This window comes from Streptomyces viridochromogenes DSM 40736 (assembly GCF_000158955.1).
In the GTDB taxonomy this organism is placed as follows: Bacteria; Actinomycetota; Actinomycetes; order Streptomycetales; family Streptomycetaceae; genus Streptomyces; species Streptomyces venetus.
The window spans coordinates 4,004,216-4,028,074 of record NZ_GG657757.1 but is presented as its reverse complement, the minus strand read 5'-3'; the positions used below and the strand labels follow the sequence as shown (position 1 = coordinate 4,028,074).

22 protein-coding genes and 1 riboswitch are annotated in these 23,859 nt (G+C 70.0%); of the genes, 9 read left to right on the top strand and 13 right to left on the bottom strand.

The window, feature by feature from the left end; all coding sequences use genetic code 11:
• Window positions 1-216: 216 nt before the first annotated feature.
• Window positions 217-2,391, top strand: a complete 2,175-nt coding sequence (locus tag SSQG_RS41395) for an ATP-binding protein (RefSeq protein WP_003991155.1) — start codon at window positions 217-219, stop codon at window positions 2,389-2,391.
• A 22-nt stretch (window positions 2,392-2,413) separates the two neighbouring features.
• On the opposite strand, the gene SSQG_RS17585 is transcribed toward SSQG_RS41395, so the two are convergent.
• From SSQG_RS17585 to SSQG_RS17575, 3 genes are read right to left on the bottom strand one after another with little or no spacing between them, the layout of a single operon-like run.
• On the bottom strand, window positions 2,414-3,298 hold the full coding sequence (locus tag SSQG_RS17585; RefSeq protein WP_003991154.1) for an aminoglycoside phosphotransferase family protein: 885 nt from the start codon (window positions 3,296-3,298) through the stop codon (window positions 2,414-2,416).
• Between the two features lie 37 nt (window positions 3,299-3,335).
• Window positions 3,336-4,316: a zinc-binding dehydrogenase gene (locus tag SSQG_RS17580; RefSeq protein ID WP_003991153.1), complete on the bottom strand. Its 981-nt coding sequence runs from the start codon at window positions 4,314-4,316 to the stop codon at window positions 3,336-3,338.
• 45 nt (window positions 4,317-4,361) lie between these two features.
• Window positions 4,362-5,522, bottom strand: coding sequence for an FAD-dependent oxidoreductase (locus SSQG_RS17575; protein ID WP_003991152.1), 1,161 nt, complete (start codon window positions 5,520-5,522; stop codon window positions 4,362-4,364).
• A 132-nt stretch (window positions 5,523-5,654) separates the two neighbouring features.
• Here SSQG_RS17575 and SSQG_RS17570 point away from each other — a divergent pair, with 132 nt between their 5' ends.
• Window positions 5,655-6,332, top strand: coding sequence for a pentapeptide repeat-containing protein (locus SSQG_RS17570; protein ID WP_106434278.1), 678 nt, complete (start codon window positions 5,655-5,657; stop codon window positions 6,330-6,332).
• Window positions 6,333-6,360: 28 nt separating this feature from the next.
• Here the strand turns inward: SSQG_RS17570 and SSQG_RS17565 are convergent, their stop codons facing one another.
• Entirely contained in the window at window positions 6,361-6,861 is a 501-nt protein-coding gene (locus tag SSQG_RS17565) for a hypothetical protein (RefSeq protein ID WP_003991150.1), read from the bottom strand.
• 38 nt (window positions 6,862-6,899) lie between these two features.
• On the opposite strand from SSQG_RS17565, the gene SSQG_RS17560 reads away from it, so the two are divergent.
• Window positions 6,900-8,300, top strand: a complete 1,401-nt coding sequence (locus SSQG_RS17560) for a M1 family metallopeptidase (protein WP_003991149.1) — start codon at window positions 6,900-6,902, stop codon at window positions 8,298-8,300.
• 146 nt (window positions 8,301-8,446) lie between these two features.
• Here the strand turns inward: SSQG_RS17560 and SSQG_RS17555 are convergent, their stop codons facing one another.
• Window positions 8,447-9,022, bottom strand: a complete 576-nt coding sequence (locus tag SSQG_RS17555) for a TerD family protein (RefSeq protein ID WP_003991148.1) — start codon at window positions 9,020-9,022, stop codon at window positions 8,447-8,449.
• A gap of 145 nt (window positions 9,023-9,167) precedes the next feature.
• Here SSQG_RS17555 and arfB point away from each other — a divergent pair, with 145 nt between their 5' ends.
• Window positions 9,168-9,605, top strand: a complete 438-nt coding sequence (gene arfB, locus SSQG_RS17550) for an alternative ribosome rescue aminoacyl-tRNA hydrolase ArfB (protein ID WP_003991147.1) — start codon at window positions 9,168-9,170, stop codon at window positions 9,603-9,605.
• Here the strand turns inward: arfB and SSQG_RS17545 are convergent.
• Together SSQG_RS17545 and SSQG_RS17540 are read right to left on the bottom strand one after the other, a co-directional pair.
• Window positions 9,602-10,069 (bottom strand): GNAT family N-acetyltransferase, encoded by a 468-nt coding sequence (locus tag SSQG_RS17545; RefSeq protein ID WP_003991146.1) that lies wholly within the window; start codon window positions 10,067-10,069, stop codon window positions 9,602-9,604. The genes arfB and SSQG_RS17545 overlap by 4 nt on opposite strands.
• A gap of 58 nt (window positions 10,070-10,127) precedes the next feature.
• Window positions 10,128-10,712, bottom strand: a complete 585-nt coding sequence (locus tag SSQG_RS17540; protein ID WP_003991145.1) for a flavin reductase family protein — start codon at window positions 10,710-10,712, stop codon at window positions 10,128-10,130.
• A gap of 334 nt (window positions 10,713-11,046) precedes the next feature.
• Between SSQG_RS17540 and cdgB the strand changes: the two genes are divergently transcribed.
• On the top strand, window positions 11,047-12,708 hold the full coding sequence (gene cdgB, locus SSQG_RS17535; RefSeq protein WP_039932971.1) for a diguanylate cyclase CdgB: 1,662 nt from the start codon (window positions 11,047-11,049) through the stop codon (window positions 12,706-12,708).
• A 117-nt stretch (window positions 12,709-12,825) separates the two neighbouring features.
• A complete protein-coding gene (locus tag SSQG_RS17530; RefSeq protein ID WP_003991143.1) occupies window positions 12,826-13,779 on the top strand; it encodes a CBM35 domain-containing protein in 954 nt (317 codons plus the stop codon).
• 121 nt (window positions 13,780-13,900) lie between these two features.
• Here SSQG_RS17530 and SSQG_RS17525 read toward each other — a convergent pair whose 3' ends face one another.
• From SSQG_RS17525 to SSQG_RS17515, 3 genes are all read right to left on the bottom strand, one after another.
• Complete coding sequence (locus SSQG_RS17525) at window positions 13,901-14,830, bottom strand: 1-phosphofructokinase family hexose kinase (protein WP_003991142.1); 930 nt, start codon at window positions 14,828-14,830, stop codon at window positions 13,901-13,903.
• Between the two features lie 113 nt (window positions 14,831-14,943).
• Entirely contained in the window at window positions 14,944-16,155 is a 1,212-nt protein-coding gene (gene nagA / locus SSQG_RS17520; protein ID WP_208865652.1) for an N-acetylglucosamine-6-phosphate deacetylase, read from the bottom strand.
• Complete coding sequence (locus tag SSQG_RS17515) at window positions 16,155-17,096, bottom strand: ROK family protein (RefSeq protein WP_003991140.1); 942 nt, start codon at window positions 17,094-17,096, stop codon at window positions 16,155-16,157. Before SSQG_RS17515 ends, nagA begins: the two co-directional genes overlap by 1 nt.
• Before the next feature lie 153 nt (window positions 17,097-17,249).
• On the opposite strand from SSQG_RS17515, the gene SSQG_RS17510 reads away from it, so the two are divergent.
• Together SSQG_RS17510 and SSQG_RS17505 are read left to right on the top strand one after the other, a co-directional pair.
• Window positions 17,250-18,503 (top strand): ABC transporter substrate-binding protein, encoded by a 1,254-nt coding sequence (locus SSQG_RS17510; protein ID WP_086025101.1) that lies wholly within the window; start codon window positions 17,250-17,252, stop codon window positions 18,501-18,503.
• Between the two features lie 35 nt (window positions 18,504-18,538).
• Window positions 18,539-18,787 carry a DUF3263 domain-containing protein gene (locus SSQG_RS17505; RefSeq protein WP_039935155.1) on the top strand — a complete coding sequence of 83 codons (249 nt, stop codon included), beginning with the start codon at window positions 18,539-18,541 and terminating at the stop codon, window positions 18,785-18,787.
• Between the two features lie 67 nt (window positions 18,788-18,854).
• Here the strand turns inward: SSQG_RS17505 and otsB are convergent, their stop codons facing one another.
• The 3 genes from otsB to SSQG_RS17490 form a co-directional block, all read right to left on the bottom strand.
• A complete protein-coding gene (gene otsB / locus SSQG_RS17500) occupies window positions 18,855-19,709 on the bottom strand; it encodes a trehalose-phosphatase (protein WP_003991137.1) in 855 nt (284 codons plus the stop codon).
• 6 nt (window positions 19,710-19,715) lie between these two features.
• On the bottom strand, window positions 19,716-21,104 hold the full coding sequence (locus tag SSQG_RS17495) for an alpha,alpha-trehalose-phosphate synthase (UDP-forming) (RefSeq protein ID WP_003991136.1): 1,389 nt from the start codon (window positions 21,102-21,104) through the stop codon (window positions 19,716-19,718).
• A 73-nt stretch (window positions 21,105-21,177) separates the two neighbouring features.
• Window positions 21,178-22,122, bottom strand: coding sequence for a glucosyl-3-phosphoglycerate synthase (locus SSQG_RS17490; protein WP_003991135.1), 945 nt, complete (start codon window positions 22,120-22,122; stop codon window positions 21,178-21,180).
• Between the two features lie 154 nt (window positions 22,123-22,276).
• A riboswitch (SAM riboswitch) is annotated at window positions 22,277-22,432 on the top strand.
• A gap of 18 nt (window positions 22,433-22,450) precedes the next feature.
• Here SSQG_RS17490 and thrC point away from each other — a divergent pair.
• On the top strand, window positions 22,451-23,737 hold the full coding sequence (thrC, locus tag SSQG_RS17485; RefSeq protein WP_003991134.1) for a threonine synthase: 1,287 nt from the start codon (window positions 22,451-22,453) through the stop codon (window positions 23,735-23,737).
• The last annotated feature ends 122 nt before the right edge of the window (window positions 23,738-23,859 follow it).

Below are 23,859 nucleotides of genomic sequence, written 5' to 3'. Positions count from 1 at the left end.
GACCGGATCGGCAAGCCCGGAACACCGGGCTGCGCACCCTGGCGCCTTCCGGAGAAAAGACACCCCTTGAAGAGTTAGAGCGCCCAAATATCTTCTATTCATCTGTCGACGCGTCAACTAAAGGGGGGTGCTCCGATGGCGTGAAGGCCGCAGAAGTGTTGGAATGGAGTTGTGGCTTGAACTCCGAAAGAACCCGGCTGCGGGAGATGTATAGCGATGACTTCCGCTGAACATTGCATAGTTGTGTCTGGGGACGCGGTCATAGGGTGGGCGCTGACCAGTGCATCGAAGAAAGAATCACTGGGAGACCCGGTGGGGAAGTGGTACAACCAGGACAGAGTAGGCGTCAGGCCTCTGGAAGGCGGGGCATGGCTTTTGGACAACATTATTCGAGAAATCAAGCCCACAGAATTCGAGGTGGCGTCGCCAGAGTGGGGGGAGCATTTCGAAGACAAGAGCTTCAATAAGTATCATCACTACTTCGTGACCATCAAGAAATTGGAAGCGCAGGAGGGCGCGAAGGGCTGGCGGCAAACACAGATTCAGGGTTACAGTCCCCGGCCAACAAAATGCGGTGGCCTGAGTCCCTCCTCACCGGAGGAGGAGCATCTCGATTACGAGATCAAGAATGATATAGACAACCCGGACGTAGTCGTAATCGAAGATGCGGGGGTGGGCTACAGGTCCAGCCATAAGGCTCAATGTTGGCCGCTTTCGATAGAGAATGAAGGGGGGACCGTCCCGTGGGTGATTGTTGAAATGGGACACGGCGAGGGAGACAGGGGTGATGCCGGCATAGCCAGGGGAGAACTGTGGGATAGGCTCAGCAGCAGCGAGGCACGCCTTGACAGGTTGATTGTTGTTACCACCGCTGAAGATCTCCGGTATGACCCGACGATCGAGATCAGCAAGAATCTTTCATGGGAAAGGACAGCTGAGGATTGTGCGACAGCGATCCTCAGCAATACCGGACTCCCTGCATGTCGATATGTTATTGCCTCATTTGGGCCGGTCGGTGCGCTGCTCTACGATCGTGACCGGAATGACTTCGCGCTGTACTTTGACCGCAAAGGGATGGAAGACACGTCAGAGTTCAAACAGGGAGGTATGTGGGGCTTTACGACCACACTCACGGCGGCACTCGCCAAGAGAGTCATGGACCACTGCTTGGAGGGTGATTCGAACCTTCGTGTCGATATCGCAGTTCAAGCAGCTCTTGAAGCCATGAGAGCGGCCTACCGGAAGGGGTACATCACCAGCCAGACCATGAGTGGGATGCCGGCAATCAGCTTCCCGATATCAACTGTGAAGGACAATATAAACAAGGTCTTGGATGATGGGTGGCACAGCGGGAATTTCGGTATGGCTCGCGTACCGAATCCGACTCGGCGTCCGCCCGAGTTCATCCCGACCAAGTGGTCAATACTGGGAAGTCTTCCCGAAGACGTTCAAACAGTGGCCGAAAACATCGTCAGATACGGTGTCGACATAGCGTTGCCCAACGTTCCGGTTGGCGAGTACGGCGACCTGCTGACAGTTGACCGGAAAGAGATCGAGAGCTTTGAGTCCATACGCAATCTCGTTCGAGGATACTGGGGGCGGGCGACAGCGGCAAAGCCTCGACCGATATCCATAGCCGTCTTTGGGGCGCCAGGGAGCGGGAAATCGTACGCTGTGAAGCAGGTAGTGAAATCGCTAGATTTCCGTCACGAGTTTCGAGAGTTCAATCTTTCGCAATTTGGGTCTGTTGATGATCTGTGGGATGCCTTGCATGTCGTCAGGGATGACGGACTTCGCGGTCTGTTCCCCATCGTTTTCTGGGATGAGTTCGATTCGGAGTATGGCGGGGACTTGGGCTGGCTTCGTTACTTCCTGTACCCCATGCAAGATGGGAAGTTCAGGGAAGGTGAGGTCGAGCATCCAGTCGGTCAGGCATTGTTCGTGTTTGCTGGAGGAACCTCGGACAGCTTGCTCTCTTTTGAGAGGAAACCACGGTTTAGGGATGCGAAAGGGCCGGATTTCCTCAGCAGGATACGGGGTCACATAAATCTGCTCGGTACTGATCCGCAGGGTGAGGATGATCGCTACTATATTATCCGGCGTGCAATTCTCCTCCGCTCGTGGCTTGCGGACGAGAAGCTCAAGCTTGAGCGCGATGGTGTCATCAACATTGACGACGGCGTACTCAACGCCTTCTTGCGAGCTCCTCGGTACAAGCACGGAGTTCGCTCGATGCAAGCGATCGTGGAAATTAGCGAGTTGTCGCGCGCGAGTCAATTCGGGCGATCCAACCTTCCCTCTCCTGGCCAGCTGGACCTTCATGTCAACGAAAGGGAATTCATGTCACTTGTTCGGGCATATGGTCAAAGTTCAATTTCCCTCAGAGTGTGACTGGCTCTACACCGGGCCACGGCTATTTCAGTCTGCGGGCGATTTCCAGTTGGTCGTCGTCGATGGGGCGGCCGTCCTCGATGTCCCACAGGGCGTTCTGGAGGAGGCGGCCGAGGGTCCAGGCCCGGGCGCGGGGGCGGTCCAGGGCGAGGGTGTCGGTCATGGCGTCGAAGCGCCAGAGGATGTCGTCGGGGTCGTAGCGGTTGTCGATGGCCGGCCAGAGTTCGAAGCCGGGGTCGCCCACCAGGGGTTTGGGGTCGATCGCGAGCCAGGGGGCGCGGTCGGAGGCCAGGACGTTCTCGTCGTGCAGGTCCCAGTGGAGGAGACGGTCGCCCGGTTCGTCGACGACCTCGCGTACGGCGGCGGCGCAGTCGGCGACCAGGCGGCGGGCCTCGGGGTCGGGGATGCGGGCCAGTGCCCGCGGGGTCTGGTCGAGCATGGCCCGGGCGATGTCGCCGAGGTGGCGCAGACCGGGCGGGGCGGGGAAGGAGGTGAGGTGGGCGAGGAGTTCCGCGATGGTGACGACCGCCCGGTGGGGGTCCGGTTCCTGGGACAGCATGCGCCTCTCGTCCAGGCGTTCCAGCAGCATGGTGCCGGTGGGCTCGTCGTGGTCGAGCAGACGGACCGCTCCGTCGCCGTTCCAGGCGCGCAGGGCGACCGGTTCGCCCTCGCTCTCCTCGTCGAGGATCTGGAGCTTGAGGACCGCGGGGGTGCCGTCGGGGCGGAGGACCGGGAGGACGAGGGCGCAGACGCCGTGCATGGGTGGCCCGTCGGGGGTCAGTTCCCAGCGGTCGAGGAAGCCGGCCGTCAGGTCCGGCAGTCCCGCGATGAAGGCGCGTCCCGCCTCGCCGTTGTACTTCTCCTGTGATGCCGCCAGTTCCCGGGGAATGTCGATCACTCTCGGCACGGTAGTCGGGGTGTGCCAGGTGGGTCATGCGGGTTTTTCACGGCTCCAGGACGACCTTTCCCGTCGTGCCCCGGCTCTCCAGGGCCCGGTGCGCGGTCGCGGCCTCGCGGAGTGGGAAGCGGTGTACGGCGGGGGTGAGGCGGCCGGCCGCGGCCTCGGTCAGGGCGCGCAGTTCGAGGGTGCGTACAGGGTTGGGGCCGCCGGCCTTCTGGAGCATGACCGGGCCGAGGACCTGCTCGGAGAGGCCCTCGACGAGGTAGGGCTCGCCGTCGTGGATGCCCTCGCCGGACCAGCCGAAGACGATGTGCGCGCCGCCGGGCCCGAGGAGGGCGACGGCTTCGCGGGCCACGTCGCCGCCGACGCCGTCGAAGACCACGGTGGCGCTCTTGCCACCGAGGTGGGCACGGACCTTGGCGGGCCAGGCCGGGTCCGTGTAGTCGACGGCGAGATCGGCGCCGTTCGCCCGCACACGGGCGACCTTCTCCGGCCCGCCCGCGAGACCGACGACGGTGGCGCCGGCGTTCTTGGCGTACTGCACGAGCAGGGTGCCGATGCCGCCCGCGGCCGCCGGGACGACGGCCACCGAGTCGGGGCCGAGGTCGGCGAACTGGAGGATCCCCAGCGTCGTACGGCCCGTGCCGATCATGGCGACGGCCTCGGCGAAGTCCAGGTTCTCCGGGATCTCGTGCAGCCGCTCGGCCTCGGTGACGGCCAGTTCGGCGTAGCCGCCGGGGACGAAACCGAGGTGCGCGACGACCCGCTTGCCGAGCCAGTCGCCGGTGACTCCCTCGCCCAGGGACTCGACGACTCCGGCGACCTCGCGGCCGGGGACGGTGGGCAGGGGAGTCGGCTCGGGCGCCGGTCCCTGTGCGCCCTCGCGCAGGGCGGTGTCCAGGAGGTGGACGCCCGCCGCCCGTACGGCGATACGGACCTGGCCGGGGCCCGGACGGGGGTCCTCGACCTGCTCGTAGGTGAGGTTCTCGGCCGGGCCGAAGGCGTGCAGGCGTATGGCGTGCATACGAGGCTCCTCGTGTCGTCGTGGTCTGCGCCCCAGCCTTCAACCTCAAGCATGCTTGAGGTCAAGTTCCCGTCGGCCGAGGGCCAGGGACACCGCCGTCAGGGCGCTGTTGAAGGAGACCTCCGACAGCACGCCGGGGGCCGCGACCTGGTCACCGGCGAGGTAGACACCGTCGCCCCGGTTCACGGCGGGCCGGTCGCGCCAGCTGGTGCCGGGCGGGTCGACCGCGCCCGTACGGCCGCCCGCGACGGACTCGCGCCGCCAGGTGACCCGCTCGCGCCAGCCCGGGAAGCCCAGGTCGAGCAGCTGCTCGGCGCGGGCGGTGCCGTCGGCCTTCGACTCCCCTGGGGCGAGGGGGATCTGACCCTGGATGAGCTGCTCGCCGGCCGGGGCGAGGCCGTGGTCCTGGGCGGTGAACCGTTCGAGCCAGCCGGGCGTGTCGAGGTCGGACACCGCGAACGCGTCCCCGCGCCGGGTGCGTACGGCGAGGTCGACGAGGGCGGTACGGCCGCTCGGCCAGGTGAGCGAGGAGTCCTGGAGGAGGCGCCGGGCGGCGTCGAGGGAGGTGGCGACGACGACCGGTGTGTCGGTGGGGAGCGTGTCGACCCGGGACAGGGTCTCTATCCGGACGCCCAGGTTCCAGGCGCGGGCGGCCATCCGGTCGATGAGCGTCGCCCAGCCGCCGCGCGGGTAGTGCGCCTCGGGCGGCAGCTTGGTGGCACGGCGCAGTCTCTCCTGCACGAACGCGGCCGACAGGGAGCCGGGGTCGTGGTGGAAGAGGGCGACGGCCGAGTAGTTGGCGGCGGCCCGGGCGCCCTCCTCGCCCGCGACGCCGGTCGCCCAGGTCAGGAAGTCGGCGTCCACGGGCGCCTGCCGGGCCGTCCGGCGCAGCAGCTTCAGCATCGGGAAGGGCGGGGTGCGGCGCAGCACGCCGTGGTGCCGCAGCCGGAGCCGGGCGGCCTCCAGGGGCGGGAGCGGCGCGAGCGGTCCGATGAGGTCGCGCTGCTTGAGCCAGGTCCAGTGCGGGCCGCCGTTGTAGAGGGCGTGCGGGCCCTCGTTCGTGCGGTACGGGCCCTCGGCGGTGCGGGCCCGGCCGCCGAGCGTGTGGTGGGCTTCGTGGACGGTGACCTCGGCGCCCACCTCGGCGGCGGTGATGGCCGCGGTCAGGCCGGCGAAGCCGCCGCCGATGACGGTGATGCGGTGCATGGCTGGGGGTCTCCCTGGTTGGTCGGGTTCGCCTTCTGGGAGTACGACCGCGCGGGGGCACCGGAATGTGACATGGCTTGGGTTTGTGCAGGTCGAGGGCTGTTGTCAGGGGCGGGGTGCAGCATGGGGGGCATGGCGAGGAGAGCGGCGGGCGGTACGGGTGTGAAGGGCGCGCGGCGACCGGAGGTGCGGCTGCCGGTGCTGGAGCCGTACGGGGGCGGTGCGCTGGAGCCGGACGGGGACTACGACGGGCTGGAGTTCCGGGACGCGGATCTCGGCGGGCAGGACGGCTCGGGCGCCCGCTTCATGGACTGCGCGCTGACCGGCTGCGCCCTGGACGAGACCCGGTTGCGGCACGCCCGGGTCCTGGACTCGGCCCTCACCGGCGTCCGGGGCGTCGGCACCGACCTCGCCGAGGCGACCCTGCGGGACGTGGAGCTGACCGACGCCCGTCTCGGCGGACCGCAGCTGCACGGGGCGGTGCTGGAGAGGGTGCTGATCCGCGGCGGCAAGATCGACTATCTGAATCTGCGCACGGCGCGGCTCAGGGACGTCGTCTTCGAGGGCTGCGTCCTCGTCGAGCCGGACTTCGGCGGCGCCCGCCTGGAGCGCGTGGAGTTCGTGGACTGCGCGCTGAAGGGCGCCGACCTCCACGCGGCGACCCTCACGGAGGTGGACCTGCGCGGGGCCGCGTCCCTGGAGATCAGCCGGGGCCTGGACCGGCTGGCGGGGGCGGTGATCAGCACGACGCAGTTGCTGGATCTGGCGCCGGTGCTGGCGGTGCAGTGGGGGATCCGGGTGGAGGACTGACCCTGACCGACCGCGTTGTGTCCGCGTTCTACGGGAGGCGGGGAAAGCGCGCCTGAAGGGTCCAGATCGCCGGGTTCTCCGCGAGGTCGTCGTGCAGGTCGGTGAGGTCGGCGATCAGGTCGTGGAGGAAGTCCCGGGCCTCGCGGCGCAGTTCGGAGTGGGAGACGGTGAGCGGGGGCTCCTCCGCGCGCATCCAGTCCGCCTCGATGTCCACCCACCCGAAGCGGCGCTCGAAGAGGAGCCGGTCGGTCGACTCGGTGAAGTCCAGCTCAGCCCGCTGCGGCCGGGACGCCCGGGAGCCCGCCGGGTCCCGGTCGATCCGCTCCACGATGTCGCACAGCGCCCACGCGAAGTCGAGCACCGGCACCCATCCCCAGGCTGTGGACACCTCGTGGTCCGTCTTGGTGTCCGCGAGGTAGACGTCACCGCAGAACAGGTCGTGCCGCAGGGCGTGGACGTCCGCGCGGCGGTAGTCGGTCTGCGGCGGGTCGGGGAAGCGGTTGGAGAGGGCGTAGCCGATGTCGAGCACGGGGGTGATGCTGTCACGCCCCCCATAAGATCGAGAGCGTGGCCCGGTCCGTACGTCTTGTCCCCGCCCTGCTCGTCTCCGCTCTCGCCCTCACGGCCTGCGCCGGGGTCCACGGCACCCCGGGCGGCTCCGGCGTACAGGACCCGTTGTTCCCGAAGGCCGGCAACGGCGGCTACGACGTCTCCCACTACGGCCTGCGCCTCGCCTACACCCCGGGCACGCGCCTCCTCACCGGCACGGCCACCCTCACCGCCCGGGCCACCGAGGACCTCTCCGCCTTCGACCTCGACCTGCGCGGCCTGGAGGTCGAAAAGGTCACCGTCGGCGGCGAGACGGCCCGCTGGAACCGGGCGGGGCAGGAGCTCACCGTCCGGCCGCACGACGACATCCGACGGGACGAGACGTTCCGCGTGACGGTCCGCTACTCCGGTGTTCCGGAGACCGTCACCGACCCGGACGGCTCCGAGGAGGGCTGGCTGCGCACCACCGACGGGGTGCTCGCGCTCGGCGAGCCGGTCGGGTCGATGGCGTGGTTCCCCGGCAACCACCACCCCTCCGACAAGGCGGCCTACGACCTCACGGTGACCGTGCCCCGGGGCCTGCGGGCCGTGTCCAACGGGGAGTTGCGGAGCGAGACGAGCGCGGGAGGCCGTACGACCTTCCGCTGGCACAGCGGCGAGCCGATGGCGAGCTACCTCGCCGTGCTCGCGATCGGCCGCTTCGACATCGGCCGCTCCAGGACGGGGGACGGCCTGCCCGTGTACACGGCCGTCGACCCGGCGGAGGCGGAGGCGAGCCGGCCGGTGCTCGCGCGGATCCCGGAGGTGCTGCGCTGGGCGGAGCGGAGGTTCGGCCCGTACCCCTTCTCCGCCACCGGCGCGATCGTCGACCACGCGCCCGACGTCGGCTACGCCCTGGAGACCCAGAGCCGCCCCGTCTTCCCCGGCGCCCCCGACCTCACGCTCCTCGTCCACGAACTCGTCCATCAGTGGTACGGCGACTCCGTGACGCCCGAGAGCTGGCGGGACATGTGGCTCAACGAGGGCTTCGCGACCTACGCGGAGTGGCTGTGGCAGGAGGACCACGGCGGCGAGAGCGCGCAGGAGACCTTCGACGCGCTGTACTCCGGCGACTACTTCGACAGCGAGGGGGCCGCCGAGGCGATCTGGGAGTTTCCGCCCACGGATCCGCCGGACGCCGCGCGGATCTCCGACCCGCCGGTGTACCTGCGGGGGGCGATGGTGCTGCAGAAGGTGCGGCAGGCCGTGGGGGACGAAAGCTTCTGGCGGATCCTCCGGGGATGGGCCAAGCGGTATCGGTACGGGAACGCCGATACGGCCGACTTCACGGCGTACGTCGAGAAGCAGGCGCCCGGGGAGGACTTCGAGGGAATCTGGGAGGACTGGCTGTACGGGGCGGGGAAGCCGCAGCGGGGGTGAGGGGGAGCGCCGCGGCGGTGACCAGCGTTGTCGGGTGCGGGTGGTTCGTGGCTGGTCGCGCCCACGCGGCGGAGCCGCAGATCGATTCAGCCCCGCGCCCCCAAGGGCATGCCCTTGCGGGCATGCCCCTGAGTGCAGGAGGTTCGTCAGACGTTGACGCCGAAGTCCTGGGCGATGCCGACCAGGCCCGAGGCGTAGCCCTGGCCGACCGCGCGGAACTTCCACTCGGCGCCGTTGCGGTAGAGCTCGCCGAAGACCATGGCCGTCTCCGTGGCGGCGTCCTCCGACAGGTCGTAGCGGGCGATCTCCGCGCCGCCGGCCTGGTTGACGATGCGGATGTAGGCGTTGCGGACCTGGCCGAAGTTCTGCGAGCGGTTCTCCGCGTCGTAGATCGAGACCGGGAAGACGATCTTCTCGATGTCGGCCGGGAGCGCGGCCAGGTTGACGTTGATCGCCTCGTCGTCGCCGGCGCCCTCGCCCGTGCGGTTGTCACCGGTGTGGACGATCGAGTTGTCCGGGGTCTGCTTGTTGTTGAAGAAGACGAAGTGGGCGTCCGAGTAGACCTTGCCCTGGTTGTTCACCGCGATCGCGGACGCGTCGAGGTCGAAGTCCGTGCCGGTGGTGGTGCGGACGTCCCAGCCGAGGCCCACGGTGACGGCGGTCAGGCCCGGAGCCTCCTTGGTGAGCGAGACGTTGCCACCCTTGGACAGGCTTACAGCCATTGTTGGGAGTCCCTTCCCTCGTATACGTACGGCAAGAAGCTACAGCTATCCCTATGAACGTCGAGGGACGTACGAGAGGTTCCAGGTCCCTTTACTTTCTTTACCTCGGATATTCGGGTGACGTGGACCGGACAGGAGCGGGAACATGGATGACATGTCTGGTCCCCACGTCATCCGCGGCTCCGTCTCCCTGCCAGAGGCCGAGCTCATGTGGCGTTTCTCGCGGTCCTCGGGGCCCGGCGGACAGCACGTCAACGCCAGTGACTCGAAGGTCGAGCTGAGTTTCGACCTGGCGAGGACCGAGGCGCTGCCGGAGGTGTGGAAGCAGCGGGCGCTGGAGCGACTGGCCGGGCGGCTGGTCGACGGGGTCGTCACCGTACGGTCCTCCGAGCACCGCTCCCAGTGGCGCAACCGCGAGGCCGCCGCCGTACGCCTCGCCGCGCTCCTGGCCGAGGCCACCGCACCCCCGCCCAAGCCCCGCAGGGCGACTCGGATCCCACGCGGCATCAACGAGCGGCGGCTGCGCGAGAAGAAGCAGCGCTCGCAGACCAAGCGGGGGCGCTCCGCGCGGGACTGGAGCTAGGTCAGGTCCAGTACCCCTACCGTCTGGCCCCCGCTGGTCTCCCCGTTCGTCCGGAAGCCGAGCCCCAGATAGAAGCCCTCCGGGCCGTCCGGGCCCGGGTGCCAGGTGACGTAGAGCTCCTTGGTGCCGCGCCGGCGCAGTTCCCCGGCGACCGACTCGACGGCGAAACGGCCGTACCCCCGCCCCTGCTCCCCGGCCGCGATGTTCAGCCGCCACAGGCCCGAGCGGAGCACGCTGCCGTCCTCGTGCCAGTCGATGTCGAGGAAGGCCATGAGGAAGCCGACCGGGCGGTCGCCGTCGACGATCAGCCGGGGCCAGGCGACGCCGGGATGGACATAGGCCTCGGCGAGCGACTTCACGACCGGGGCGACCGCGTGCTCCTGGCCGGGGCGGACGCGGATGCCGAGGGCGGCGTCGAGGTTCCCGGGGGTGACCTCTTCGAGGCGCGGGCCGGTCGTCGTCATGCGCGCACCCTAGGCAGGCGGTCCACCCCCCGGCGAACGGTTTCTTCAGGCCACTTCCTCAGGCCAGGTGGCGGTACCGGCCCCGGAAGTACGTCAGCGGCCCGCCGTCCGCGCTCGGGACGCGGGCCGTCAGGACGCGGCCGATCACCAGCGTGTGATCGCCGGCCGCCACCCGCTGCTCGGTGCGGCACTCCAGGACGGCCAGGGCGCCGCCCACGAGGGGCGCGTCGGTGTACTCGCCGCGCACGTACGGGATGTCCGCGAACAGCAGGCGGTCGCTGACCCGGCCCTTCATGGCGAAGCGGCCGGCGATGTGCCGCTGGCTCTCGGAGAGGACGGAGACCCCCCACAGGGGCTGCTCGTCGAGCAGGTCGTCCATGCGGGAACCCTCGCGCAGGCTCACCAGCACCAGGGGCGGATCCAGGGACACCGACATGAAGGCCGTGGCCGTCATGCCCACGTCCTCGCCGCTCGGCGCGCCGGGGTCGTCCGGGTCGAGCGGCGCCTCCCGCGCGGTCACCAGGACCACGCCCGAGGCCAGCCGGGACATGGCGGCGCGGAACTCGTCGTTGCTCACCCCCTCAGCATGCCCGGAGGCGGACGACGGAATGATCGGGGACGTGGCAGGGGGAGTGTTCAGCACACCGGAAACGCTAATCTCCGTCCCGCGCGTCCCGCATCGGGCTCCCGGCCGATCACGGTCTTAGGACCCGCGACCGATCTCTCGACCGATCTCTCGTGACGTTGTGCGCAACGCCATAAAAAGTGGGCTCACTGCGCGCACCGGGAAAACGCAGAAACTCCACTCAATTGTTCAGGTTTGCATGTGACTTGAGTCACAAGGGGTAGGAATTGTTGACCCTGTGTACCGAGTGAGCAGCGCGCTGTGATTCAGTGGCGGGGAAGCTGCCAGGACGTACGCCGATGAGAACCCTTGATTCTTGATTCGCTGCGAGGTACTCGGGGGGAGGGCGAGCATGGAGACCGAGTCGGAGCCTTACGTCCGTCTTGCGTCCCTGCGACAACTGCACCAGGTCATGGCCGACATGAACACGGCCCGCAGCCTGGCGGACACACTGCAGACCGTCGCGGAGGGCGTGGTCACCGCCCTCGGATACGAGCTGGCGTGCGTGAACCTCGTACGGCCCGACGGCGACCTCGTCGTCGCCGCCTTCGCCGGGAACTCCGCCGCCGAGGCCCTCATCACCGGCCGCGTCGGCTCGCGCGAGTCCTGGGACCGCCGTCTGAACATGGGTGAGCGCTGGGGTGACCTGGTGTTCATACCGCACACCGAGGGCTGGGTCCTCGACGACGACGACGTCCCGCAGTGGTACACCGACGGCCCCGCCCCCCGCTTCGAGGACGAGTGGCATCCGGCCGACCGGCTCTTCGCGCCCATGTACGCGCCCGGCCCGCAGGGCAGCGGGACGTGCGGCGAGCTGGTCGGCGTGCTGTCCGTGGACCGGCCGCGCAACGGCCGCCGCCCCGGCGCGTGGGGCCGCGAGGCGCTCCAGATGTACGCCTTCCAGGCCGCCATCGCGATCAGCAACGCCCGGCTGCGCGCCAACATGCAGCGCGCCCTCGTCCGGCTGGAGCGCGAGCAGCAGGCACTGCGGGCCAGCGAGGAAAGCTTCAGGCAGGCCTTCGAGTACGCGCCCTCCGGCATGGCCATCGCCGAGATGGGCGGCGACCAGCACGGCCGGATCCTGCGCACCAACGACGCCCTGTGCCGGCTGCTGGGCCGCCCGGCGTCCGCGATGCGCCGCTACTCGTTCTCCGACCTGGTCCACCCCGAGGACATAGGCACCCTGCTGCGGACCTCGGCGGAGGGCGGCCGCGCGGAGCTCCGACTCGGCCGCCGGGACGGCACCTACGTCTGGGTCAGCCTGCGCAACAGCGTCGTCGCCGACGCCGCCGACGGCCCCCGCTTCCTCCTCACCCACGTCGAGGACATCGAGGAGCGCAAGCGCCGCGAGCTCCAGCTCGCCCACCGCGCCTCGCACGACTCGCTCACCGGCCTGCCGAACTCCGCCGAACTGCGCTCCCGCCTGTCCGCGAGGCTGTGTCGGCGCGCCGCATCCCCTTACTCCGCCGTCGCCGAGTCCCACGACGCGGCCTACGGTCACCCCGCCTTCGACGCGGTCGGGCACAACTTCGACCTCGGGCCGGGCGCCGAGCCGTACGACGCCTACGACCACCACGTGCACACCGTCGCCCCGGACGGCGACCACGACGACGGCACCAAGGGCCTCGCCGTGCTCTTCTGCGACCTCGACGGCTTCAAGTCGATCAACGACCGGTTCGGGCACAACGCGGGTGACGCGGTTCTCATCGAGGTCGCCCAGCGGCTGAGCAACGGCGTCCGCGACGGCGACACCGTCGCCCGGCTCGGGGGTGACGAATTCGTCATCCTGGCCGACGGGCTCGGCCGGGCCGATGCCCAGGACCTGGCGGTCCGCCTCCGCAACGAGATCATCCAGCCCATCCGCGCCGAGGGGCGGGCCGTCCGGGTGGGCGCCAGCTTCGGCATCGGATGGGCACACTGTGGAATGACGGCGGACGAAGTGTTGAAATCCGCTGACGAGCGGATGTACGTCGAGAAACGATCTCGTCCCAAACAACACAGACGCGCCGGTTGAGTCCCAGGTCAGTGAGTGGATGCGGTCTGAGTCACCCGTTTGGGTCACTGGGAGCGGGTAGGCTCGCTTTCTCTGCTCGTACTTCTTTGCACCGCACCTGACTGAGGAGACCAAGGGATGACGCCCGGCAACAACGGCGCGAGCACGCCCGAGGACGACGACCCGTTCGGCTATCTCTACGCCGACGGGCAGGCCAACGGGGCCCAGCCGCCGTCCGGGGGCTACGGCTACCCGAACTCGGTCAACCGGGTGCGGGCGGTCGGCACGCGTCAGTACGGCCAGCAGCCGCAGGCCACCCAGACCGCGGCGTACGGCCAGGCTCCGCCGCAGGGCGGCTACGGCCAGCCGAACGCGCACTACGCGGCGCCGGAGACCCTGCCCGGCGGTGCCCCCACCGCCCAGCAGCAGATGCCGGCCGGCGGCGGTGGCGGCCGGGGTGGCCGTGGGCCGAACACCAAGGGTCTGCTGATCGGCGCCATCGCGGTGGTCGCCGCGGTCGTCATCGGCATCGGCGTGGCCATGCTGGGTGGGGACAAGGACGACGACAAGCCCGAGGACCAGGCGGGCACGACCCCGACCCAGTCCCAGGAGTCGAAGCCGAGCCCGTCTGCGAGCGGTAGTGGCGCGGCGAGCGAGGAAGATCTGCCGGCCGCCGACGCCAAGGCCCTCAGGCTCTCGCCCGGCATGACCACCGCCTCCGACATCAAGGGGGCCAAGGCCGACGGAGGTGTCTACGTCACCGGGTTCAACCAGGTCGGCGCCTCGGTCACCTGGAGTGTCGACGGCATCCCGAAGGCGGGCAAGTACACCGTGTACGTCGGTTACAGCGTGCCCGGCAAGGACCAGAACGCCACTCTCACGGTCAACGGCACGCCTTCCAAAACTCCGGTCGACCTGAAGAACTGGACGGGCGGCCCCGAAGGCGACTTCGAGAAGGGCTGGACGAAGACGTACAACTACGTCCAGCTGAACAAGGGCACCAACACGATTAAGGTTTCGTGCGAGCAGGGCAACCAGTGCGATGCCCTCCTTGACCAGATGTGGCTGGTCAAGGGCTGGGTAAAGAGCTGATCTCGCACAACGCAGCTTCGGGGCGGGGTTGCCGGCGCTCAAGGGGGCTCCGCCCGTGACGGGTGGAGCGCCGTCGGCACCTCAGATCTGCCAGGCGTAGTCGGCGAGGGTTGCAAAGCCTTCAGGCCGCCGACGCCTCGCCGGTCACCGTCACCTTTCCCTGCAACTCCTCGTAAAGTCCCGGGTCGAACTCCCCCGCCACCGGCGCCTGCACCGTCGCCGCCGACAGGGCCGTCGCTCGGGCCAGGCGGTCCGGCCAGGGGAGGTGTTCGACCAGGGCCGAGAGCAGGCCCGCTGCCGCCGAGTCGCCCGCGCCTGTCGGGTTGCCCCGCACCGGGGCCGGTGGGGTGGCGTGCCAGCGGCCGTCCCGGGTGGCGGCGAGGAGGCCTCGGGGGCCGAGGGAGGCCACGACCGCGGCGGCGCCCCGGCGGCGGGCGTCCTGGGTGGCGCGCAGGGGGTCGTGGGAGCCGGTGAGTTCGGCCAGTTCGTCGGCGTTCGGCTTGATGATGTCGGGGCGGGCCGCGACGCCCCGGCGCAGGGGTTCGCCGCTGGTGTCCAGGAGTACCGGGACCCCGTAGGAGCGGGCCGTGCGGACCAGGCCCGCGTAGGCGCCGACCGGTACGCCCGGTGGCAGGCTGCCGCACAGGGCCACCGCGGAGGCGGAGGCGAGCAGGTGCTCGTAGGCCTCCTGGAAGGCCGACCACTCCGACGGTGTGATGGTGGGGCCGGGTTCGTTCAGCTGTGTCGTGTCGCCGGTCTGTCCGTCGACCACCGCGACGGTGCGGCGGGTCGGGCCCGCGACCGGGACCAGCGCGTCGACCACGCCCGGTACCGATGCCAGCTTCTCCTGCACGACCCGGCCGGTCGCCCCGCCGGTGAACCCGGTCACCGTCACCTCGTGCCCGAGCGCCGCGAGCACCCGGGCCACGTTGACGCCCTTGCCGCCGGGGCGTTCCGTCACCTCGGAGACGCGGTGGGAGGCGTGCGGCCTGAGGGACCGTACGCGATAGGTGATGTCGAGAGCGGTGTTCAGCGTGACCGTGAGGATCACCGGGCCGACCTCCCCCAGACGCGCTTGTTGCCGTGAACGTTCCCTGATCATGCCAAAGAGACGGCGGTCGGCCCAGTCCTGAGTCGGCCACCGTCCCTCGACTGCGGGATGGATCAGCCCAGTTGGGGAGGGACCACCCATTCGCCCCGGCGCATCACGCCCTTCAGCTCGAACTCCGCGTCCAGGACCACCAGGTCCGCGTCCTTGCCCGGCTCCAGGGAGCCGATCCGGTCGTCCATGCCGAGGAGGCGGGCCGGGTTCGCGGAGAGGGCCGTCACGGCGTCCTCGACGGAGAGGCCGTCGACCGTGACCGCCCGTTTGAAGGCGCGGTCCAGGGTGAGGGTGGAGCCGGCGATCGTGCCGTCCGCCACCAGGCGGGCCACGCCGTCCGCGACCTCCACCTCCAGCGGCCCGAGCCAGTAGCGGCCGTCGCCGAATCCGGCCGCGTCCATCGCGTCCGTGATGAACGCGACCCGGCGTGCGCCCGCGTGATGGAACGCCAGCTGGAGTGCGGCCGGGTGCAGGTGCGTGCCGTCGTTGATCAGCTCGACCGTGATCCGGTCGTCCTCCAGGAGCGCGGTGATCGGGCCGGGGGAGCGGTGGCCGAGCGGCGGCATCGCGTTGAAGAGGTGGGTGGCGACCGTCGCGCCCGCGTCGATGGCCTCGACCGTCTGCTCGTACGTCGCGTCCGTGTGGCCGATCGCCGCGATCACGCCGTGGTCGGCCAGGAGGCGTACGGAGTCCAGGCCGCCGGGGAGTTCCGTGGCCAGCGTGAGCATCTTCGCCCGCCCCCGGGCCGCGTCGACCAGTTTGCGGACCTCCGCGGGGTCCGGGTCGCGCAGGAGCTCCTCGGAGTGGGCGCCCTTGCGGCAGGGGGAGATGAACGGGCCCTCGAAGTGGATGCCGGCGATCTCGCCCTGCTCGGCCAGTTCGCTCAGCAGGCCCGCGCGCCGGGCGAGGAAGTCCATGTCGCCGGTGACGGTGGAGGCGACCAGGGTGGTCGTGCCGTGCAGGCGGTGGGTGTGGATGCCCTTGAGGATGTCGTCGACCGACCCGGAGGTGAAGGAGGCTCCGCCGCCGCCGTGGTTGTGGAGGTCGACGAAGCCGGGGAGGACGTAGTGGCCGGTCGCGTCGATGAACCGGGCGTTCTCGGGGGCCGTGTCGGTGATGCGGGTGCCGTCGATGGCCAGCTGCCCGTTGCTGACCGTTTCTGTGGGGAGTACCACGGTCGCGCCGGTGAGCACCGTGGGGCGTCCGGCCGTCGCGGGGTGCTGGTGCGTCGTGGTCGGTCGCGCAGTTCCCCGCGCCCCTGGGTGGGCTGCCATCAGGGCGTTACCTCCGTACGGTCGGTCGATGCCAGAAGATCCCAGGCCAGCAGGCCCGCCCCCAGGCAACCGGCACCGTCCCCCAGGGCCGCGGGGACGAGCGGTGGCTGTTTCTGGAAGGTGATGCGGCTGCGGATCGCTTCCCGCAGGGGGGTGAACAGGGTCTCGCCGGACTCCGCCAGGCCTCCGCCGATGATCAGGACGCGGGGGTCCAGCAGGGTCAGGGCCGTGACCAGGCCGTCGGCGAGGGCGTTCACGGCGTCCTGCCAGACCGCCCGGGCCTCGGGGTCGCCGGAGACGACGGCTTTCGCGCAGTCCGCCGCGTCCGCGCCCGGGTCGCCGGAGGCCGCGGCCCATGCCTCGCTCACGGCCGCCGCCGACGCGAAGCGTTCCAGGCAGCCGCGCTGCCCGCACGGGCAGGCGGTGCCGCCGGGGCGTACGACGATGTGGCCGATCTCGCCCGCGAAGCCGTGCGCGCCCGCCTCGACCCGGCCGTCGACGCCGATGGCGCCCGCGATGCCGGTGCCCAGCGCCACGAACAGGAACCGGTCGGCGCCCCGGCCTGCCCCGACCCGGCCCTCGGCGAGACCGCCGGTGCGCACGTCGTGGCCGAGGGCGACCGGGGCGCCCAGCCGCTCCGCCAGCAGGTCGCGCAGCGGGACGTCGCGCCAGCCGAGGTTGGCCGCGTAGGCGGCGACGCCCCGGGCCTCGTCGACGATGCCGGGGACGGCCACGCCCGCGGCCTCGGCGGGTGTGCCGAAGTGCTCGGCGCCGTACGTGCGCAGCTCGGCGGCGAAGTCGAGGATGCTCGCGACGACGGCCTCCGGGCCCTGCTCGCGTCCGGTGGCCCGGCGGGCCCGGTGCAGTACCTCGCCCCCCGGCCCGGCCAGGGCGGCCTTCATCCCGGTGCCGCCCACGTCGAGGGCGATGACATGTCTCACGGAGAACAGTGTGACCCGGGGACCCGCAAGAGGTCTAGTCCACTCACGTGGTGTAGACCTTATTCCGAATATCGAAAACTTTTCGGTGGCGGCGACGCCACGGTTACGGCGGCGACGCCAGGGTGGGGAAGAACAGCGGTGCAGCGGCGGTGGATGGCAGGGACGATCGCGGTGGTGTCCGCGCTGGGCATGACGGCGGTCCTCGGCGGCTGCGGCATGACGGGCGGATCCGCCGGCCTGACGCTGAAGCTGGTCGCCGCCGACTACGGCGACAACGCGGCCAACAGCTCGCAGAAGTACTGGGACAAGCTCGTCAAGGAGTACGAGGCCGAGCACCCGGACGTGGAGATCGACGTCAGCGTCTACTCCTGGAACGACGTCGACCGCAAGGTCCGCGAGATGGTCGCCGCCGGTGACCCGCCGGACATGGCGCAGATCGGCGCGTACGCCGACTACGCGGCCCACAACCAGCTCTACAAGGCCGACGACCTGCTCTCCATACCCGTGCAGGCCGATTTCGTCGGGCAGCTGGCCACCGCGGGACAGGTCAAGGGCGTGCAGTACGGCTTGCCGTTCGCCTCCTCGACGCGTGTGCTCTTCTACAACAAGACCCTCTTCGACAAGGCCGGCATCACCCCGCCCGAGACCTGGGAGGACCTGGCCGACGACGCCGAGGCGCTCAAGGCCGAGGGAGTGGAGTACCCCTACGCGCTGCCCCTCGGCCCGGAGGAGGCGCAGGCCGAGACCATGCAGTGGATGCTCAGCGGCGGGGGCGGCTACACCGACAGCGTCGACAGCTACGGCATCGACTCCCCGGAGAACATCGACACCTTCGCCTGGCTGAAGGACGACCTGGTCGGCAAGGGACTGACCGGGCCGGTCGCGCCCGGCGAGCTCAACCGGGCCGCGGCGTTCGCCGCCTTCGCCAAGGGCGACGTCGGCATGCTCAACGGGCACCCGTCCCTGGCGAAGATCGCCGCCAAGGCGGGCGTGAAGTACGGCATGGTGCCGACGCCGGGCAAGGAGGGGACGACCAGCTCCACGCTCGGTGTCGCCGACTGGATGACGGCGTTCCGTAAGAACGGGCACCGCGACCAGGTCGGTGACTTCCTCGACTTCGTCTACAGCGAGAAGAACGTGCTGGCCTTCTCCCGTGAGTACGACCTGCTGCCGGTCACCAGCTCCGCGTCCTCGGCCATGGCCGCCTCGGGCCAGGACCGGCACCTCAGGACGTTCCTGGACGAGCTGCCGTCCTCCGAGCTCTACCCGGCCGGCAAGACCTCCTGGGCCGACGTCAGCGCGCAGGTGAAGCAGCAGATCGGCAAGGCGGTCGCCCCCGGTGGCAGCCCCTCGGGCGTCCTCAGCCGGCTCCAGGCGGAGGCGAGCCGGGCGGAGAGCGCGGAGTAGTGCCGCTGTCGGTGCGGGGCGTTACCGTGCCGGGCATGGACGAGGAGTACGACGACGGGGTGGGGCTCGGGCGCGGGGAGCGGGAGATTCTCGCGCTCGAACGCCGTGGGTTCGCCGGGCCCGGGGCGAAGGAGCGGGCTGTGCGGGAGGAGTTGGGGCTGGCGCCTGTGCGGTACTACCAGCTGCTGAACGCCCTGTTGGACGATCCGCGGGCGTTGGCCCATGACCCGGTGACGGTGAATCGGTTGCGGCGGGTGCGGGAGCGGCGCCGGGGGGAGCGCTGAGGACCGTGAGTGTCCGGCCGTTGACAGGTGCTGCCGATGCCCTGCGCCATGATCCAAACGACCAGCCCTAGCCGAGCCGCTCCGCCAGTGCCGCCAGCAGGCGTACGACGCCCTCCGGGCCGTCCACCACCAGGTCCGACCGGTCCCTGAGCTCGGTCACCTCGTCGCTGCCGCTGCATACCAGTAGGCCCGGGGTGCCGTTCGAGCGGAGTTTTTCGATGGCGGCGTAGGCGGGGAGGTCGCCGAGGTCGTCGCCGGCGTAGAGGACGGATCCGGCGGCGATTTCCCGGGCGAAGGCGGTGAGCGCGACGCCCTTGTCCATGCCGGGCGGGCGGAGTTCGAGGACCATGCGGCCGGGCTCGACGATCAGGCCGTGGCGGGCCGCGAGGCCGGCGAGCGGTTCGCGCAGGGAGTCCAGGGCGGCCTGCGGATCGGCGGCCCGGCGGGTGTGCACGGCCACCGCCCGGCCCTTCTCCTCGATCCAGGTCCCCTGCGAGGCGCCGAGCCGGTCGAGGAGCTCGGGCAGCTCGGCGCGGGTCGCGGCGACGCCGGGGTGCGGTTCGGGGGCGCTGGTCTCGCCGCTGCGGGCTTCCCACCGCTCGGCGCCGTAGTGCCCCAGGACGACGAGGTTCTCCAGCCCGGGAACGTCCGCGAACCCGCCGTTGCGCACCGCCACCTCGGCGGGCCGCCCCGTGATCACCGCCACGGCGGCGACCTTCGGCGCGAGCGCGGCCAGCGCGGACAGGGCCTCGGGGTGGGCCCGGGCCTTCTCGGGGTCGGCCACGATCGGGGCGAGCGTCCCGTCGAAGTCGAGCCCGATCAAGGCCTTGCCCGGATGCGCGAGGAGGGCGTCGAGACCTTCGCGTCCGGGCTGTGTGGTGGGTTCCGGCAGGGCGGAGCCGGTGGCACGGGAACCGGTCATCGGTGATCAGCCCCTCAACGCGTCGAGCTGGTCCAGGAACCACTGCCCGGGCGGGAGTGCGGTCGCCGCCGCCGCGAGGCGCTTGCTTCGCTCCGCGCGTTCCGCCGGGCGCATGGACAGGGCCTCGTGCAGGGCCGCCGCCGTACCGGTGATGTCGTAGGGGTTCACCGTGATCGCGTCCTCGCCGAGCTCCTCGTACGCACCGGCCTCCCGCGACAGCACCAGCGCGCAGCCCGAGTCGGAGACGACGGGGACCTCCTTGGCGACGAGGTTCATGCCGTCGCGGATGGGGTTGACGAGGGCCACGTCGGCCAGCCGGTACGCGGCCAGCGAGCGGGCGAAGTCGTCCTTGAGGTTCAGGACGACCGGGGTCCAGCCCGGCGTCCCGTACTCGGCGTTGATCTCGTCCGCCAGCCGCCGCACCTCGGCCGTGTAGTCCCGGTACACCGCGAGGTCCTGCCGCGACGGGTACGCGAAGGCCACGTGCACCACGCGCTCGCGCCACTCGGCGTGCGTCTCCAGGAGCCGCCGGTAGGCGAGCAGGCCGCGGACGATGTTCTTCGACAGCTCGGTGCGGTCGACCCGGACGATGGTGCGACGGTCCTCGCCGATCTCCTGGCGCAGGGCGACGATCCGCTCCTCGACGTCCTGCTCATGGGCCCGCTTGCGCAGGAAGTCCGCGTCGGCCCCCAGCCCGTGCACGCCGATCCGCGTGCCGCCGAGCCCGCCGGCGAACCGCTCGGCGCACGCCTCGAACGCGTCCGCCCAACGCCGCGTGAGGAAGCCCAGCCGGTCCGCGCCCAGCATGCCGCGCAGCACCTGCCCGGCCACGTCGTCCGGCAGCATCCGGAAGTACTCGGGCGGTGCCCACGGCGTGTGCGAGAAGTGGCCGATGCGCAGGTCCGGCCGCAGCTCGCGGAGCATGCCCGGGACCAGCGTCAGGTGGTAGTCCTGCACCACGACCGCCGCGCCCTGCGCGGCCTCCTCCGCCAGTGCCTCGGCGAACGCCCGGTTGTACGTCTCGTACGACGTCCACCGCCGCCGGAACTCCGCGTCGAAGACCGGCTCCAGAGGCGTCTGGTACAGCATGTGGTGCACGAACCACAGCACCGAGTTCGCGATGCCGTTGTACGCGTCCGCGTGCACGTCGGCCGGGATGTCCAGCATCCGTACGCCGTCCTCGCCGACGCCACGCCGGACCGCCTCCCGGTCGCCGTCGGACAGCGCCGAGCACACCCACAGCGCGTCCGCGTCCGAGCCGATCGCGGAGAGCCCGGAGACCAGCCCGCCGCCGCCGCGTTTGGCGTTCAGCGAACCGTCCTCGCCGAGCGCGTAGGAGACCGGGCCGCGGTTGGAGGCCACCAGAACCTGGGCAGCACCGTACGTCGAAGCCATAAACCTCAACCTAGCCCGGCCCGGAAACGCTCAAACGTACGGACCTGCCCCACTCGGCCGAAAACGGCCCCGGTCAGGCCGCCCGCCGCGCCTGGTACTCGGAGATCTCCACCATCGGCGGACGCTCCTCGGTGTCCACGGAGTAGGTACGCGGCTCGAAGCCGTCCTCGCCCCGCTCGAACTGGGTCAGGGACGGCCGGACCAGATGCCCGCGGGCCAGCCGCAGCTGGGCCGTGCGGTAGATCGCGGCGGCCATCCGGCCCAGCGCCTGCCCGTCCTGGTGCCGGTGCTTGCGCACCCCGACGTCCACCTGGGCGAGCGCGTCGAGCCCCACCAGGTGCAGGGCGTCGACCAGCATGCCCAGCTCGACGCCGTACCCGACGGGGAACGGAAGCTGCTCCAGCAGTGAGCGACGGGCCGCGTACTCGCCGCCGAGCGGCTGCACGAACCCGGCCAGCTGCGGCCAGTGCATGTTGAGCAGCGGCCTGGCCATCAGCTCGGTGACCCGGCCGCCCTGCCCGCCGGCGCCCGCCAGGGGGCGGTCGTACATGGCCTTCACCAGGTCGACGCCCGGATCGGTGAGCAGCGGGCCCACGATCCCGGAGACGAACTCGGACGAGAAGTCCCTCAGGTCGGCGTCGACGAAGCAGACGACGTCCCCACGGGTGGCGAGCAGCGCACGCCACAGCACCTCGCCCTTGCCGGGCACGGCCGGCAGGCGCGGGAGTATCGCGTCCCGGTGCACCACCGTCGCACCCGCGGCGGCGGCCACCTCCGACGTACGGTCGGTCGATCCCGAGTCGACGACGACGAGCTCGTCGACGAGCGGGACCTGCCGCATCAGGTCGTGGCGGATGACGGCGGCGATGTCGCCGACGGTCTCCTCCTCGTTGAGCGCGGGCAGCACGACGCTGACCGTCTGGCCCGTGCGCTGCTTGGCGGCCAGTATCTGGTGGAGCGGGCGATCAGCCGCGGACCAGGAACGGGTGCTCAGCCAGCGCTCGACTTCTTCCAGCACCGTGGCGCTCCTCTGCGTTCTTCGGCGGGACGGACCTGTGATCCATCTCGCGGTTCGGACGACTATCTCAACTGTCCTGGTCGTCGGTTACAGTCTTGAACAACGCGGGTGACCAACGCATGTCCGGGGTCAACCGCTGTTTACAACCACATACAGCTCATCCAGAGGGGCAGAGGGAAACGGCCCGATGAAGCCCCGGCAACCCTCCAGTCGGTACTCGTAGGTCACTGGCGACCACTTCGCGAGGCTCCCGACTAGGGAAGGTGCCAAATCCGTCTCACGGCGAGATGCGTCGTGAGGAAGATGAGGAGAAAGGGCCTCGCCTCATATGGCTGCGCAGACTGTTGCAAGCACCGAGAACTCCACCGTCGACCTCGGCCCCGCCGCCGCCCTGAGCTGCCGCGAGTGCGGCCACCGCGTGCCCCTCGGCCCGGTCTTCGCGTGCGAGGAGTGTTTCGGTCCGCTGGAGATCGCCTACGACTTCTCGGCCTACGAAACCGAAGAGCTCCGCAAGCGCATCGAGGCGGGACCGTCGAACATCTGGCGCTACGCCCCGCTGCTGCCGGTCCCGGCCGACGTGGCGACCAAGCCGAACATCAACCCGGGCTGGACCCAGCTCGTCCAGGCCGACAACCTGGCGCGCGAGCTCGGCGTCGACGCGGGCAAGCTCTTCATCAAGGACGACTCCGGCAACCCGACGCACTCCTTCAAGGACCGCGTCGTCGCCCAGGCCCTGGAGGCCGCCCGCGCCTTCGGCTTCACCACGCTGTCCTGCTCCTCCACCGGCAACCTCGCCGGAGCGGTGGGCGCGGCGGCGGCCCGCGCCGGCTTCCGCTCCTGCGTGTTCATCCCGCACGACCTGGAGCAGGGCAAGGTCGTCATGGCCGCGGTCTACGGCGGCGAGCTCGTCGGCATCGAGGGCAACTACGACGACGTGAACCGCTTCTGCTCCGAGCTGATCGGCGACCCGGCCGGCGAGGGCTGGGGCTTCGTCAACGTCAACCTGCGTCCGTACTACGCGGAGGGGTCGAAGACCCTCGCGTACGAGATCTGCGAGCAGCTCGGCTGGCAGCTCCCGGACCAGCTGGTCGTGCCGATCGCCTCCGGCTCGCAGCTCACGAAGATCGACAAGGGTCTTCAGGAGCTGATCAAGCTCGGTCTCGTCGAGGACAAGCCGTACAAGATCTTCGGTGCGCAGGCCGAGGGCTGCTCGCCGGTGTCGACGGCGTTCAAGGCGGGGCACGACGTGGTCCGCCCGCAGAAGCCGGACACCATCGCCAAGTCCCTCGCCATCGGCAACCCGGCGGACGGGCCGTACGTGCTCGACATCGCGCGCCGTACGGGTGGGGCGGTGGAGGACGTGAACGACGAGCAGGTCGTGGATGCGATCAAGGTGCTCGCGCGGACCGAGGGGATCTTCGCGGAGACCGCCGGGGGTGTGACGGTGGGTGTCACGCGCAAGTTGATCGAGAGCGGGGTGCTCGACCCCGGCAAGACCACCGTCGTGCTCAACACCGGGGATGGTCTGAAGACGCTGGACGCGGTGGCGGGCACGGGGCTGACTGCGACCATTCGGCCCAATCTGGACTCGTTCCGTGAGGCCGGGCTTGTCTGATCGTTGTCGGCTGCGGGCCCGTGGGGGCTGGTCGCGCCCACGCGGCGGAGCCGCAAATCGACACAGCCCCGCGCCCCTGAGGGTGCGCCCCAGCCGTAGCTTCAACAAAACCGGAGGTCATG